We start from the raw sequence: 14,401 nt of genomic DNA, 5'->3' as shown, positions 1-14,401 counted from the left end.
GGCGGGCTGGGGCTTCTCTTCCCCACAGCTCACACCCAACACTCCCACGAGCAGGAGCACGGCGATGGACAGCAAGGGTCTACGGTTCACGGGGTTCTCCTCGGCGAATCGCCGCGGACCGTAGCCCACAAGGCCCTGACTTTCTCGAACCACTCGCACGAGACTGGCCGAGACCGAGACCTGACCCCTGGAGTCCAGGCCCGAAAACACCAAGGCCGGAAACCGCTGATTGCTCAGTGGCTTCCGGCCTCGGCTTGTGTGTCCCCGACGGGATTCGAACCCATCGGGGCGTCTCTCCGCCCGTGACGGCTAGGCCGGCGCGAAGATGCCGATCACGTGGTGGTTGCCCTTGGGGAAGTTCTGCGAGCCGCCGTAGCCCATCTCGCCGCCGTTGTAGAAGTGGCCGTTGCGGCCCACGACGACGATGTCACCCGCGGTGGGGTGGTGGGTGCCCGGCGTGCCGGCGCGCACCACGACGATGGAGCCCGGAGGCGCCTTGTAGGGGTTGTCGAGGTTGAGCTTCTTCAGCCCCTTCTCCTTGTAGTGCGCGTTGAGCCAGTTGCCGAAGTCCTTCGCCATGGGCAGCCGCGGCGCCGCGCCGTGGCCGATCTTCCCGTACGAGGTCCGGTCCAGGAAGTCACCCACGTGCTTGAGGCACAGGCCGTCCGGCCGCCGGCCCGCGCTGCCCTGCTGGGCGACGTGCAGCAGCGCCTCCATCTGCTTGCGGCCCTGGGCGGAGATGCTGCCCGCCCCCTCGGCGCGGAAGGCCTTCTCCATGGCCGCCAGCGTCTTCGGCCCCACCGAGCCCAGCGAGTCGTGCGACACCAGGTGGTGCTCGCGCTGGAAGTCCGCCACGGCCTTCTTGGTGCCCGGGCCGAACTTGCCGTCCGTCTCGACGCCCAGCAGCTTCTGCATGTGGCGCACCGAGCCGCCCTCCATGCCCTGGTGCAGGTGCTCCTTGCCGGACTTCACGTCCGCCAGCGCCGGAGCCGGCTTCCACTTGTCCTTGCCGTGCTCGAAGCCGTCCCCGTGCGTGGGCTTGGGATGCGACAGGTGCTCCAGCGCCTTCTCGATCGCCGCGTGCGTCTTCGACCCGGCGACGCCATCGGCCTCGAGGTGGTGCTTGGTCTGGAAGCTCTTCACGGCGTGCTCGGTCTTGGGGCCGAAGTCGCCGTCCACCTTGCCCACGTCGAAGCCGAGCTTCTCCAGCTGCTTCTGCAGCTTCGTCACCGCGGGGCCGTGGCTGCCCTCCTTGAGGGTCCCGGTGGAGTGCGAGCCGCCCGTGTGGCCCGTGCCCTGCGTGCCGCCGGTCTCGCCGGTGCCGCCGGCCTTGCCGCCGAAGTGGGGCGCCAGCGCCTGGGCCCGCGCCCACACGTCGTTGGAGTAGTCATTGCCCGTGGTGCCCACGTCCATGTTCTTGATGGTCTGGACGTTGCCCACGCCCGAGTTGTACGCGGCCACCGCGCCGCGCAGCTGCTGCTCGGGGGGCCAGCTCGGGTGATTGGACTTCACCTGGTTGAGGTAGGACTTGAGGATGCCGGCCGCCTGGTCCACGTGCGCGGCGCTGAACGGGCCGCCCTTCAGGGTGTGGAAGCGCTTGTCGACCTGCATCAGCCCGAAGCCGTTGCCGTGGTCGCCGAAGCCGCGGCTGTCGAGCGCCGAGCCACCACGCGACTCGCGGCTGGCGATGGCGGCCAGCAGCGCCGGGGGCAGGTTGTACTTCTTGCCCGCGGCGGCGAACTCGTCCGCGTACTTCTTCATCTTGGGCAGGTCCGTCATCGCCATCTTGTGCGAGGCGGCGACTCCGCCCTGCAGGCCGTCCTGGCGGGCCGTGGCCGCCGAGGCGCCCGTGGAGTGGTACTTCGAGAGGATGGCGTTCGGGTTCGAGGCGGCGTGAGCCACCGCGGGGGCGTGCGCCGCCTGCGTGCGCTGGGCGCTGGTTGCGGAAGTCGTCGTCACGGGCAGATCCCTTCGGCGGGCCCCACAGTCCGCAGGAGAGGGGGGCACGAAAACGGTTTTCCTGATTATCGAGAGCCGAAGGGGAAAGTTGCTAGCGCCCGGGCTGGTGCTCCAAGTGCTTGGAATCACGAGGGTTCGAGCCCCCACCGGGCAGGAGCTGAGGTACTTGGCTTCGTCCCACTTGGTTGCTCAGCTCATGGAGTGTCATGACCTTCCCCCGCCGGACGCTCGGATGTGCGCTGTGGCTCGTCTCCGCCGGCTGTGCCCCGGCCTCTCGTCTCCGTGGCCCGGACGGAGTGGCGGAGGTCCGGCCCGGCACACAGAGTGCGCAGCGGCTGGAGCGGCGGGTCGTGCGCACGCTCAAGGCCCGGTACCTGCTCCATCTCCCGAAGGACTATGGGGTGGAGCCGGGCAAGCGCTGGCCGCTCATCCTCTACCTGCACGGGGGCTCGCTGCGGGGAGAGGACGTGGAGCGCGTGCGCGTGTGGGGCGTGCCCCAGCTCGCGGAGAAGGATCCCGCCTTTCCCTTCATCGTCGTCGCCCCGCAGGCGCCCGCCGGCACGCTGTGGACGGACACCGAGCTGCTCGTCTCCCTGCTCGACGAGGTGAGCCGCCGCTACGCCGTGGACCCGAGCGCGTGTATCTCACCGGCCACAGCATGGGCGGGAACGGCACGTGGTTCCTCGCGTACATGCACCCGGAGCGGTTTGCCGCCATCATCCCCATGAGCGCCCCGGCCAATCCGTGGTGGGCCACGCGGCTCGCCACGGTGCCGACGCTCGTGTTCCACGGCACGGAGGACGCCGAGGTCCCGCTGCGCGACTCGCAGGAGATGGTCGAGGCGCTGAAGGCCCGGGGTGGAGACGTCACCTTCCGCCGCCCCGTGCCGGGGAGCCGCGGGCAGTAAGTGGTCTCCGAAAGTAGCCGTGGGAGATGTCCACCAGCCTCGCTGCTCGGTCGTGCAGATGGTGGCGCGGACTTGTGGAGTCGCGCAATCATGTAGCCATGAGCCAGAAGCCTACTGACTGGATGTGGATGCGCCGGGCAGTCGACCTCGCAAAGAACTGCACTGCGGAACCCAACCGCACCACGTCGGCGCCAAGCGTGGGTGCGGTCCTTGTCAAGGACGGGACCATATTGGCGGAAGCGTACCGGGGCCAGGCTCGCCCTGGTGAGCACGCGGAGTTTTGCCTGCTGAAGTCCCTGCCCGAAGATCTCGATTTGAGTGGTGCCTCGCTCTACACGACGCTTGAGCCGTGTACTCAACGGAACCATCCGAAGATCCCGTGTGCGCAGCGTTTGGCGGAGCGGCGAGTCGGCGAAGTCGTCATTGGCATCTATGACCCCAACCCGAAAATCTACCGGGAAGGATGGCGGATTTTGCGTGACGCCGGTGTGCGACTCCGCGACTTCACCGCCGACCTGCGGGAGGAAATCCGGGCAGACAACGAGGCGTTCCTTGCTCAATTCATTCGAGCAAGTGCCAATACCGGAGGCATGGCGTTTAATTACACGCAAAACAACGGCAGATTCGTGGTCGGTCCCCCAGGGTCCGAAGTGACGACTCGATGGAGCAGCGCTGGCCACGACGTAATCCATCCCATCGATTACGATAACCACGTCGCATTGGCACGCCATGCTCATGAGTTTGGGGAGATCGATCAGCCCGATGCCTTGGATTTCTCTAGTTATACCCTGACTGCGAGGGCGGGTGAGATTGTCGTGTTCCGCAACGCATCGGGCGACCACGCACTTGTAAAAATTGTCAGCGTGCTCAACCGGAGCTACGGCGACAACCGGGACGAGATAGTAATCGAGTATCAAATCCGTCCACGTTGACCGTGGCGCTCGGAAATGGGCTTCTGCTTTGAACGAGGACTCCGTCACACTCCAGAAGTAGGGCTTCGCCGTCTCATGTCTCCGCCCACTTCCGTCATGCCGCTCCTCCTGGGATGCTGCTCACGGTCATCTGATGGTTGGAGGTGAAGGATGAACTCGTTCGATGGATTCGCGATCCTGGCTCCTGTCCCCGAGGAGCACCTTATAGATGGTGAGGAGGTTTGCGCACGAGAAGGCAGGGTCGCATTTGGGAGCCGGGCATGGGAACGCTTTCGCGAGGTGGATACCGGCCGAAACGGAATGAGCGTGGAGGTCCTCATCTACGAGTCGGGAGGTCTCTCGAAGCCGGAAGCCCGGTGGCGAGCAACCTATGTCGGACACGTTGAAAGTCACAACGGGGCGCATCCAGATGGAATGCGGTATCGGCCTCCATCGACTGCCAAGTACGAGATGGACAACAAAGGATACTGGGCGATCTTCTGGGAGGTCTCTGGGCTCCAGCGAATTCCGAAGGGAGAGGAAGTAAAAATCCGGAATCTGCGCGGGTTGGGGAAGAAGACTTATTACTCCCCGACCTTCATCCCGGAGGGTCCGCTGTTGATCGAGTACCCGTTTTGATCGATGTGTGGCGACAGGTGGCTCCGGACCGTGTCCCGCCGAGAGGCGGGATGAGTTACCGCCCCTGGCGCCTCACCGGAAGTAGCTCTTGGAGATGTCCACCGAGTAGCCCAGCTCCAGCGTGGGCGCGGAGGCGGCCACGAGGTACTGGCGGAAGTGCAGCACCTTGCCCGGCAGCGGCGTCTGGGGGCGCAGCGCGTCAGCGGTCTCGTCGCTCTCGAACTGCTCCATGCTGCCGCCCTCGCGCCGGTAGTTGAAGACGGCCGGGAAGTGCGCCCGGGCCTGGAGCGTGGCCACCGGCCAGGACACCCGGGGCAGGGCCAGCTTCAACCGGCCCGACAGGTGGAACACCCCCAGCTCCCGCGCCAGCACCACCTCCAGCGAGGCCTCCGTCTCCCCGAAGCGCGCCGGCGCCACCTTCAGCACCAGCCGGCCCTCCTTCTCCGTGGGCACGAGCGGCACCGAGTCCAGCAGCACCCGCTCCAGGCGGTGCCCCTCGGGCAGCTCCAGCTCGAGCTCCTGCTCGCGATCCAACCGCAGCGCGTAGCGCACCCGCAGGCTCGCCTTGCCCTCCAGCGTGGACACCCAGGAGGCCTGGGCCTCGGGGATGCTCGGCTCCATCGGCGGGCGCACCACCTGCCGCGCCACCCTCGGCGCCACGGCCGTTCGCCAGCCCACCCGCAGCGCGCCCTGCTTCGGGTACACCTCGGTGTCCTCGCCCCCGGAGGCAGGGGGCTCGGTCAGGGTGAAGGACGCCGCGTCCGCCACCAGCCGCAGCGGCACCGGCGTGACGTGCGAGCCGAAGCGCAGCTGCACCTGGCGCTCGGGGTCGCTCACCGCGGGCCGCAGGGCGAGGCTCACGTCGAAGGCGTAGCGGCCGGGCTCGCGCGTCACCAGGCTCAACTGTCCCTCCAACGCGCCCACCGTGGCGTTCTCCAGCGAGGGGAGCTCCGTGAGGTACGTGCCCGCGTCGAGCTGTAGCAGCCGCACCTGCGTCCAGCGCCCGCTGGCGAGCACTTCCACCTCGAAGTGCGCCTCCACCAGCAGCGCCTCCGCGGTGAGGCGTCCCTTGAGCTGGCTCTTCACCACCAGCGCGTCCGTGGGCGGCGCGGGAGGCGGCTGCTCGGTGCGCCGCGCGTTCGCGTACAGCGGCAGCAATTCCTGCAAGGGCACCGTCGCCGAGCCCGAGGGCGCCTCCGGCGGCGTGGCCGTTCCCGCCGAAGCGGTCAACAGCAGTCCGAGCACGAGAGAAGAGGTCCACATGGTTCACCGCGCTTCCTGGGTGGAGGGGGCGAGAGGAGGCTCGCCGCCGGGGGGGAGATCCGAGAGCAGCGCCCGCACGTTCGCGCGGGTGGAGAGGGCCATCAGGCCGAGCAGCGCCGCCAGGATTTCCAGCGTGTAGATGAGGCCGGTGTAGCCCTGGAGGATGACGGCGGCGGTGGGCACCACGAGCGTGGCACCCCAGACTCCGGCCAGCCGGGAGACGCGCTCGTCGGGGAAGAGGCGCCGGGTGAAGACGACCACGGCGGCACCGAGGCCGAGCGTGGCCAGCACATAGGCCACGTAGAAGTTCATGAAGGCCGCGAGGTAGGCGAGCAGCACGAAGAAGAAGCCGTAGGCGGCGGCCAGCAGGTAGGACTCGTAGAAGGCGAGCGGCCTGCGGTGGCGGAGGCTGAAGGCGGCCACCAGCGCCAGCAGGCCCAGGAAGGGCACCCAGGCCCGGCCCGCCATGGTGGAGATGATGCTGTCGTACGCCTCCACCGAGGGAAGGATGACGCCGAGGTTCACCCCGGACTCGAGCGACTGGAAGGCCCAGTCGAGCGCCACCGTGTCGCGCCCCGCCTCCACCGTGCTCGCCGCGAGCACCTGGGGCGGATAGTCGTAGTTCTCACCGCCCTCGACGGCCAGGTGCAGCCGCACGTCCCGGGCCGGCAGCGCGGGATCCAGCTTGTAGAGGAACGAGTCGAGCCCCCGGGCGCGGTAGCGGATGGAGAAGTTGCTCGTGGCCCCCTGGGGGATGCGGCCCGTCCAGACGAGCCGGTTGCCGGACTCGCCCAGGTCCAGGTCCGCCTCGGCGCCGTTGACGAGGAATTGCAGCTCCGAGAGGAGCACCTGGGACTTGTCCACCTCGATGGGGAAGATGAAGGCCACGTCGATGTCATGGCCCTCGCGGTTGACGACGGCGTAGTCGGCGGAGAGGGTGAAGTCGAAGCCGGAGAAGTAGCGCAGGCCGCGCTTGCGGTAGCTCATCCGCGCCTGCACCTGCACGTGCTGCTTGTCGAAGGGCAGGGGCTTGAGCTCGGTGAAGATGGTGCCGCTCTGCACGTAGCGCAGCGAGGGCGCCGGCTGCACGACGGGGGCACCCCAGCGCTCCTCGACGTCCTGGGCGAGCTCCGAGTTGGCGAAGTCCGTCCGGTCCGTCACCTGGCTGGCGATGACGGCGGTGGCGAAGACGACGATGAAGAGGCTGCCGAAGACGTGGTGGCGGACGAGCCACCCGAGGGCCCGCCGCACGGACGAGCCGGGCAGGCGCGAGGGCGTGGGCGTGGAGGGAAGGGTGTCTGGGCTCATGGGGCCCAGAGTGGGGCAGGGCGGTGCAACGCGAATGGACGCGCCGTGCACCTGCCGAGGAATGTTCGTGCAGAATTCGTGGAGGCCCTGGAGGTAGGCTGCGCGCGGACTTCCAACCCGGGGCATGTCATGCGCGCGGTGGTGATGCAGCACGAGGAACACGAGGGGCCGGGGCTGCTCGGGCCGGCCCTGGAGGCGGCGGGGTTCACGCTGGTGAAGCGCTTCCGCGGCGTGAAGCGCGAGGACGTGGACGCGGAGCTGGTGGTGGTGCTCGGCGGCCCCATGGGCGTCTACGAGGCGGAGCGCCATCCCTTCCTCGGCGAGGAGCTGGCTCTGCTCACCGAGCGGCTCGCCTTCCAGCGGCCCGTGTTCGGCATCTGCCTGGGCGCGCAATTGCTGGCCTCCGCGGCCGGTGCCGAGGTCTTCGTGGGGAAGAACGGCCTCGAGGTGGGCGTGGCCCCCGTGCGCTGGACGAAGGAGGGCCTGGCCGATCCGGTGCTCGCCGGCGTACGCCCCCGCTCGACCGTGGCGCACTGGCACCAGGACACCTTCAAGTCCGTACCCGGCGCGACGCTCCTGGCCTCCACGGATCGCTACTCGCAGCAGGCCTTCCGGCTCGGCGACTCGTATGGGCTCCAGTTCCACCTCGAGCTCACCGCGGACGAGCTGGACCGCTGGCTCACCCACGGCGCCGAGGAGCTCGTCGAGCTGTACGGCAAGAACCTGGACGAGCTGCGCTCCCAGCTGCCCAAGCTGCACGCGGCCGAGGCGGAGAACCGCGAGCTCCTCGAGCGTTTCGCCCACCACTTCGCCCGGGTGGCCCGCGCCTCCCGGTGAACACCCCGCGGGCCCCAAGGGATGGGCGGTCCACACTGCGTCTCCGGGGTCATTGTCCGAGCGCTTCCCCGTTGCGATCTCGGCTCGCACGCCAGGGGAGGCACACATGGAGAAGCGGCGACTCGGCAATTCCGATCTGAACATCACGCCCATCGGCTTCGGGGCCTGGGCCATCGGCGGGACGGGCTGGAACTTCGCCTGGGGCTCCCAGGATGATGAGCAGTCCATCCGCGCCATCCAGCGCGCGCTCGACCGGGGCATCAACTGGATCGACACCGCCGCCGTGTACGGGCTCGGGCACTCGGAGGAGGTCGTCGCACGGGCGCTGAAGGGGCGCTCGAACCGGCCGTACCTCTTCACCAAGTGCGGCCTCGTCTGGGACGAGAACCGCCAGGAGCGCCGCGAGCTGAGCGCCGACTCCATCCGCCGCGAGTGCGAGGCGAGCCTGCGCCGGCTCCAGGTGGACACCATCGACCTCTACCAGATCCACTGGCCCCTGGAGGGCCACTCGGACAGGGGAATCGAGGAGGGGTGGAAGGCCATGGCCGAGCTGCGGCGCCAGGGCAAGGTGCGGTGGATCGGCGTCTCCAACTTCAACGTGCCGCAGTTGGAGCTCGCGCACCGCATCGCCCCCATCACCTCGTTGCAGCCGCCGTACTCGCTCATCCACCGCGACATCGAGCGGGAAATCCTGCCGTACTGCCAGCGCCAGGGCATCGGCGTCATCGCCTACTCGCCCATGGCCTCGGGCCTGCTGACGGGCGCGATGACGCGCGAGCGCGTGGCGAAGTTCCCGAAGGACGACTGGCGGCGGCGCAGCGCGGACTTCCAGGAGCCCCAGCTGTCGCGCAACCTGGCCCTCGTGGAGCGGCTGCGGGACATTGGCGCGAGGCATGGGCACTCGCCCGCCGAGGTCGCCATCGCGTGGACGCTGCGGCACCCGGCCGTCACCGGCGCCATCGTGGGCGCCCGCAGCGCCGAGCAGGTGGACGGCTTCATCGGCGCCATGAACTTCCGGCTCTCGCCCGCCGAGCAGCAGGAGCTCGAGGACTTCTTCCGCCAGTCTCAGGGCGCGGGCGGCGAGGCGCACGTCTGAGCCCCGCCCGGGCGGTGCCTACTCCACGCCAATCTTCGGGCAGAGATCGCCGAGGGGGCAGGCGTCGCACTTGGGCTTGCGCGCCGTGCAGGTGTAGCGGCCGTGCAGCACCACCGCGGGTCCGAAGAAGGTCCACTCGTCCTGGGGGATGAGCTTCATCAGGTCCTTCTCGATCTCCTCGGGCTTCTCCTTCTTGGAGAGGCCCAGGCGCTGGCTGACGCGCGCCACGTGCGTGTCCACGATGACGCCCGAGGGGATGTTGAACGCGGTGTTGAGCACCACGTTCGCCGTCTTGCGGGCCACGCCAGGCAGGGTGATGAGCTCATCGATCGTCTTGGGCACCTGGCCGCCGAACTTCGCGAGCAGCTCGCGGCTCATGGCCTGCACGGTTTTCGTCTTCTGCTTGAAGAAGCCCGTGGGCTTGAGGTCCTCCTCGAGCCCGGAGGTGTCGGCCTCGGCGAAGGCCTGGGGGCCCGGGTACTTCTTGAAGAGGGTGGCGGTCACCCGGTTGACGCGCTCGTCCGTGCACTGGGCGGCCAGGATGGTGGCGACGAGCAGCTCGAACGGGGTCGACCAGTTGAGCTCGTAGCGGGCACCCGGATGGGCCTCGTGCATGCGGGAGAGGACGGTCTTGGCGGTCTGGACGGCGGTCATGAGGAGAGGTCCGGAAGGGGAAGCGAAGAGAGGCAGTGTACCGGCCGAGACTGACAACGAAAGAGTCTCTTCCTCCGGACGGCGCGTCACAGCGAGTGCCCCGTTTGGACGTGGTTCACTTGCACCAAGAATTTCTTCCGTCGGACGGAGCTTCACGCGGAGGCGAGCAGTTGAGCCGTGGTGTCCCGCACCGCGCGCCGGGTGCGCTCGTCCTCGGCCACGGCGGGCCAGGGCTGCTCGTTCTCCTCGAGGAGCCAGCGGGCCTCACCCGGAGGTGACCAGCGCTCGCGGGCGAGGATTCGCGCGAGGCGTGCGGCGCAGTCCTCGGGCGCTTCCCAGCCGCGCTTCACGAGCGACAGGAGCCAGCCCATCGGGCCCGAGCGCGCTCCCAGGCCCGTGCGCACCACGCCGGGGTGGAGGATGACGACATCCAGCTCTGGATGGGCGGCGGCGACGTCTCGCATGGCCAGCGCGAAGCAGAGCTTGGTGTTGCAGTAGGTACGGATGCTGGAGAAGTCGCCGCCAGTGGGCGTGAGGGCCGCGTCGAAATGCCCCTTCACGATCAACCCGGCGCTCACCACCATGATGCGGCGCACGCGCCCAGCATCGATCAGGGCCCGCTGCATCACGAGCGGCGCCAGGTGGTTGACGACGAAGGCGGTCTCGAGGCCCTCGGGCGTGAGCGCGCGCTTGGACGGCCACAGGCCGGCGTTGTGGATGAGCGTCGCGCCCGGGGTGACGGTCTCGGAGAGGCGCTGCCCGAGCGCCCGGGCCTCGGCCAGCGACGAGAGATCTCCCGGCACCGCGATGGCGTGGCCGCCCTTCTGCTCGACGGCGGTGACGAGGGCGTCGAGGCGGGCTTGGTCACGGGCGACGAGCACGAGGCGATCCTCGCGCCGCTCGGCGAGGGCCAGGGCCAGGGCGTGGCCGATACCGCGAGAAGCTCCGGTGAGGATCAGGTCAGCCATGGCCCGAGCCTGACAGGCGGCCCTTCGGAGTGGAAGCTCAGCGGAATGTCAGGCGGAAATCCCCATATTCGTGTATATTGTACACCTAGCTCCCGGGAAGCCGTGGGGCGCATCTGGACAGAAGGGCTCGAAGCCATGTCGCTGAAGGGAATCGCGAGTGAGACGGTGCGGATCGCCGAGCAGGGCGAGTACCTCACGCCCTCGGGGCGGACGGTCTCCATCCGGGATGCGGTGGAGCGTTCGGTGCGGGGTACGGTGCTCTACCGGCCCTCGGACTTCGAGCGCTGGGAGAATCCTCCCGCGGGCGAAGGCACCCCGCGCATCGAGGTGACGCCAGAGAAGACCGGGGAGGCGTCGCGCCGGCTCGTCGAGACCGAACGGGCCCCGGGCGTCGTCGCGCTCAACTTCGCCTCCGCGCGCAACCCGGGAGGCGGCTTCCTCGGAGGGGCCAAGGCCCAGGAGGAGGATCTCGCGCGCTGCTCGGCGCTCTACGCGAGCCTCATCACCCAGCCCGACTACTACGCCATCAACCGCGAGGAGCCCTCGCTGCTCTACACGGACCACCTCATCTACTCGCCGGAGGTGCCCTTCTTCCGGAACGAACAGCTCGAGTTGCTCGAGCACCCCTTCCACGTGTCCATCATCACCGCGCCCGCGCCCAACGCGGGACAGGCGCTCCGGAAGGAGCCCTCGGCGGGGCCCCGCATCCGCGAGGTGCTCTTCGCCCGGGCCCTCGAGGTGCTGCGGGTCGCGGCGCGCCATGGCCACCGGACGCTCGTGCTCGGGGCGTGGGGCTGCGGCGTATTCCAGAACGACCCGCGAGATGCGGCCGAGGCCTTCGCGGCCGGGCTGAGCCAGCTGCCCGGAGCGTTCGACCGGGTGGTGTTCGCGGTGTACGAGCGCACCGGGGACGGGCCCAACCTGCGGGCCTTCCGGGAGCGCTTCGGCTCGTGACTACACCGGCAGGGGCTCCTCGGCGGGCGTGGCCTGCTGGGATGCCCCTCGCAGGAGCCCGTGACGGCGCGCGGCCACCTCGACGATGTACTGGATGAGCGCTGGATAGGACATGCCCTTCTCCCGGGCCCCGAGCGCCACCTCGCTCTTCGCCTCGAGGTACGGGTTGGGGTTCACCTCGAGGAGGTAGGGCTCATTGGTGGCGCTGGACACGCGGAAGTCGATGCGCGCGTAGTCGCGCAGCTTGAGCGCGCGGAAGGCCGTCACCGCGGCCCGCTCGATGCGGCCATGCAGCTCGTCCGACAAGTCCCGCGGCATCACGAGCTGGGGGCTCCCGGGCGTATCCGGCCCGAACTTCACCTCCCGGTTCGCGATCTTCATGCGCTTGCGGCTCCACTTCCTTCCGAAGTCGAGCTCCACCACGGGAAGCACCTCGGGCCGCGAGTGCTCACCGAGCACGCCCACGTACAGCTCCCGCCCCTCGATGAACTCCTCCGCGAGCGCCTCGTCGCCATATTGCTCGCGGATCATCCGCACGCGGCGCGCCAGCCCTTCCATGTTCTTCTCCACGCCCAGCCCCATGGAGGCGTCCGAGCGCGCGGGCTTGACGATGAGCGGGAAGGAGAGGTCTCCACTCGTCTGGAACGAGGTGCCGTCGAAGGAGGCGAAGCGCGGGGTGAGCACCCCGTGGAACTGCAGCAGTTGCTTGGCGAGGATTTTATCCTGTGCGAGCAGCAGGCCCGCCGTCCCCGAGCCCGTGAAGGGCACGCGCGCGAGCTCCAGCACCGCGGCGACGTTCACCTCGAACCGGTAGTCCTCGGCGAAGGTCTCGCAGAGGTTGAAGACGAGGTCGGCGCCGGACCTCGCCACCTGCCGCACCAGGTCCGAGAGGCTCTCGTCCACGCGCAGCGGCACCGGGGTGTGTCCGGCCTCCTGGAGCGCGGCGCACACCTGCTCCATCACCGGATCCGGCGGGTCATTCTTGGCCTGGTAGTGAAGGACCGCGATGCGAAGGGGCGGCAGTGCCATGGCTCATTCCTCGAAGAAGCGGTCGGTGTAGAGGTAATTCATGCTCAGCACGGTCACGAGCGAGGCGAGCCTCATGACCGCTTCCCGGCTGTCATCCGGATGGAGGGTGAGGTTCATCGCGGCGGTGCGCTCGGCCAGGTGGTCGAGCAGCGCGCGCACCACGCCCCGGCTCACGCCCGAGTAGTGGCTCACCAGGGAGAGCAGGCGCTGGCGCTCGGCCTGCACGAGCGTCTCCGCGCGCACCGGGGCTTCTCCGGGGCCCTCGAAGATCTCCTCCAGGGACTGGTCGAAGGCGTTGCGCAGCTCCAGGTCCACCTTCTCGTCGAGCTCGCGCTGACGGTAGTGGTCGAGGACGGTGCCCTCCATCTCCTCGGTGGTGAAGTCCGGCTCGGCGAGCTGGACGACGGGAGGTGCGCGGCCGAGCCGCTGGACGATGTCCTCCACGTACTGGAGCTTCTTCAGGGCGCCCCAGCCGTGGTAGCGCTTGCGCCAGTCACTGCCGGGGGTGAGCCACACGGCGAAGGTCTCGGCGAAGTCCTCGTCCGGGTGCTTCTGCGCATACCAGCCGGAGATGTGCAGCACGTAGCGCCGCGAGAAGGGCTGGGGCTTGTAGTCGTCGCGGTAGGGCCGCGAGTAGTCGCCGAACACGCGCAGCCACTCGTCCGTTTCGTAGAGACGGTAGGCGTAGTTGAAGGCGTGGCCCGCCTCGTGGCGGAGGTACATGAGGATCTCCGTCTCGCTCTCCGCGCCGCCGCCCAGGTCCGCCTCGATGGAGAGCAGCGCCGGATCGGCCAGGTAGAAGGGCAGGCCGATGACGGGCACCCCCGAGGGACACCCCCACTCGTCGGACAGGTAGCACCGGGGCTTGAAGGAGATTCCCTTCGCTTCCAGCTCCGCGTGCAGTTGGGCGATGTGGCGCTCGAGCGGCGTACCGGCCAGGCGCAGCGAGAGATCCTTGATGCGCGCCTGGAGCAGGGCCTCGCGTTGGGGAGACAGTCTTCCGCGACCCTCGCCGTGTTCGGTGGGATGCTTTTCCCGAAGGACCAGCGGGTCGGGCTGGGACGGTGGCATCATGCCCTTTGAGGTAAGGCGTACGTCCCCAGAAGGTCAGCCTCCACGGGCCGGAAAGCGGGCGGGGGGGCGAGCGCACGCCGCACTCTCATGGCCGCTGGAAGCCCAGTCATTTCAAACGCTTGGCGGCCCGGCAAAAAAAATCGCGCCCCGTGTCGATCTCGCAGACGCTCGTTCGACGTGTCAGTAGAGGCCGGGTTCACGTCCCATCACGGGACGGTCCGGCTCGTCACCCAGAAGGAGCGACGACATGCGTTTCATGATCCTGGTCAAGGCCACGAAGGACTCCGAGACGGGCAAGCTTCCGGACGAGAAGCTCCTGGTCGAAATGGGCAAGTTCAACGAGGAACTGGTGAAGGCCGGCGTGATGCTCGCGGGCGAGGGGCTCCACCCGAGCTCGAAGGGCGCGCGCGTGAAGTTCACCCACGGGAAGCGGACGGTGATCGACGGGCCCTTCACCGAGACGAAGGAGCTGATCGCCGGCTTCTGGCTGTGGGAGGTGAAGTCGAAGGAAGAGGCGATCGAATGGGTCAAGCGCTGCCCCCAGCCCATGGAAGGGGAGGCGGAGATCGAGATCCGCCAGGTGTACTCGGCGGAGGACTTCGCTCCCGTCGATCCCACGGGGGAGATCCGGGCGAAGGAGCAGCAGCTCCGGGAGCTCTCCGAGTCGAAGCGCCGTTAGCCGTGGGCGAGGGCCCGGCCTTGCCCGGGCGAGGGAGGATGCTCTAGACGGTGGCCGTGACGGCTACCGCTACGCATCGCGCGATCACCGCGGTCTGGAGGATCGAATCGGCCAGGCTCATCG

General features: G+C 68.5%; 15 protein-coding genes. 8 read left to right on the top strand and 7 right to left on the bottom strand.

Translation table 11 applies throughout. The features are described from left to right. Nucleotides 1-309: 309 nt before the first annotated feature. Nucleotides 310-1,959, bottom strand: a complete 1,650-nt coding sequence (locus ACJ8AN_RS33400; RefSeq protein WP_407759605.1) for a peptidoglycan-binding protein — start codon at nt 1,957-1,959, stop codon at nt 310-312. A gap of 206 nt (nt 1,960-2,165) precedes the next feature. On the opposite strand from ACJ8AN_RS33400, the gene ACJ8AN_RS33395 reads away from it, so the two are divergent. The 4 genes from ACJ8AN_RS33395 (at nt 2,166) to ACJ8AN_RS33380 (ending at nt 4,416) form a co-directional block, all read left to right on the top strand. Beyond that, complete coding sequence (locus tag ACJ8AN_RS33395) at nt 2,166-2,687, top strand: hypothetical protein (RefSeq protein WP_407759604.1); 522 nt, start codon at nt 2,166-2,168, stop codon at nt 2,685-2,687. Beyond that, nucleotides 2,618-2,866: a prolyl oligopeptidase family serine peptidase gene (locus ACJ8AN_RS33390; protein ID WP_407759603.1), complete on the top strand. Its 249-nt coding sequence runs from the start codon at nt 2,618-2,620 to the stop codon at nt 2,864-2,866. The genes ACJ8AN_RS33395 and ACJ8AN_RS33390 overlap by 70 nt, the downstream gene beginning before the upstream one ends. Before the next feature lie 98 nt (nt 2,867-2,964). After that, nucleotides 2,965-3,798, top strand: a complete 834-nt coding sequence (locus ACJ8AN_RS33385; RefSeq protein WP_407759602.1) for a hypothetical protein — start codon at nt 2,965-2,967, stop codon at nt 3,796-3,798. A gap of 150 nt (nt 3,799-3,948) precedes the next feature. Next, a complete protein-coding gene (locus tag ACJ8AN_RS33380; RefSeq protein WP_407759601.1) occupies nt 3,949-4,416 on the top strand; it encodes a hypothetical protein in 468 nt (155 codons plus the stop codon). 72 nt (nt 4,417-4,488) lie between these two features. On the opposite strand, the gene ACJ8AN_RS33375 is transcribed toward ACJ8AN_RS33380, so the two are convergent. Further along, nucleotides 4,489-5,679: a hypothetical protein gene (locus ACJ8AN_RS33375; protein WP_407759600.1), complete on the bottom strand. Its 1,191-nt coding sequence runs from the start codon at nt 5,677-5,679 to the stop codon at nt 4,489-4,491. A 3-nt stretch (nt 5,680-5,682) separates the two neighbouring features. After that, a complete protein-coding gene (locus ACJ8AN_RS33370; protein ID WP_407759599.1) occupies nt 5,683-6,987 on the bottom strand; it encodes a hypothetical protein in 1,305 nt (434 codons plus the stop codon). Nucleotides 6,988-7,116: 129 nt separating this feature from the next. On the opposite strand from ACJ8AN_RS33370, the gene ACJ8AN_RS33365 reads away from it, so the two are divergent. Both ACJ8AN_RS33365 and ACJ8AN_RS33360 read left to right on the top strand, forming a co-directional pair. Next, nucleotides 7,117-7,824: a type 1 glutamine amidotransferase gene (locus ACJ8AN_RS33365; protein ID WP_407759598.1), complete on the top strand. Its 708-nt coding sequence runs from the start codon at nt 7,117-7,119 to the stop codon at nt 7,822-7,824. A gap of 106 nt (nt 7,825-7,930) precedes the next feature. Further along, a complete protein-coding gene (locus ACJ8AN_RS33360; RefSeq protein WP_407759597.1) occupies nt 7,931-8,920 on the top strand; it encodes an aldo/keto reductase in 990 nt (329 codons plus the stop codon). 18 nt (nt 8,921-8,938) lie between these two features. On the opposite strand, the gene nth is transcribed toward ACJ8AN_RS33360, so the two are convergent. Continuing rightward, a complete protein-coding gene (gene nth / locus ACJ8AN_RS33355) occupies nt 8,939-9,574 on the bottom strand; it encodes an endonuclease III (protein WP_407759596.1) in 636 nt (211 codons plus the stop codon). A gap of 152 nt (nt 9,575-9,726) precedes the next feature. Then, the gene (locus ACJ8AN_RS33350; protein ID WP_407759595.1) at nt 9,727-10,542 is read right to left on the bottom strand and encodes an SDR family NAD(P)-dependent oxidoreductase; all 816 of its coding nucleotides are present in this window, start codon (nt 10,540-10,542) and stop codon (nt 9,727-9,729) included. A 135-nt stretch (nt 10,543-10,677) separates the two neighbouring features. Between ACJ8AN_RS33350 and ACJ8AN_RS33345 the strand changes: the two genes are divergently transcribed. After that, on the top strand, nt 10,678-11,496 hold the full coding sequence (locus tag ACJ8AN_RS33345; RefSeq protein ID WP_407759594.1) for a TIGR02452 family protein: 819 nt from the start codon (nt 10,678-10,680) through the stop codon (nt 11,494-11,496). On the opposite strand, the gene ACJ8AN_RS33340 is transcribed toward ACJ8AN_RS33345, so the two are convergent. Beyond that, entirely contained in the window at nt 11,497-12,525 is a 1,029-nt protein-coding gene (locus tag ACJ8AN_RS33340; protein ID WP_407759593.1) for an ATP-grasp domain-containing protein, read from the bottom strand. 3 nt (nt 12,526-12,528) lie between these two features. Further along, nucleotides 12,529-13,599, bottom strand: a complete 1,071-nt coding sequence (locus ACJ8AN_RS33335; protein ID WP_407759592.1) for a putative zinc-binding metallopeptidase — start codon at nt 13,597-13,599, stop codon at nt 12,529-12,531. Nucleotides 13,600-13,846: 247 nt separating this feature from the next. Here ACJ8AN_RS33335 and ACJ8AN_RS33330 point away from each other — a divergent pair, with 247 nt between their 5' ends. After that, nucleotides 13,847-14,278: a YciI family protein gene (locus ACJ8AN_RS33330; RefSeq protein WP_407759591.1), complete on the top strand. Its 432-nt coding sequence runs from the start codon at nt 13,847-13,849 to the stop codon at nt 14,276-14,278. Nucleotides 14,279-14,401 lie beyond the last annotated feature (123 nt).

The sequence above is a fragment of the Archangium sp. genome, assembly GCF_045802675.1.
GTDB lineage: Bacteria > Myxococcota > Myxococcia > Myxococcales > Myxococcaceae > Archangium.
This window is presented reverse-complemented; position numbering and strand designations above follow the sequence as displayed.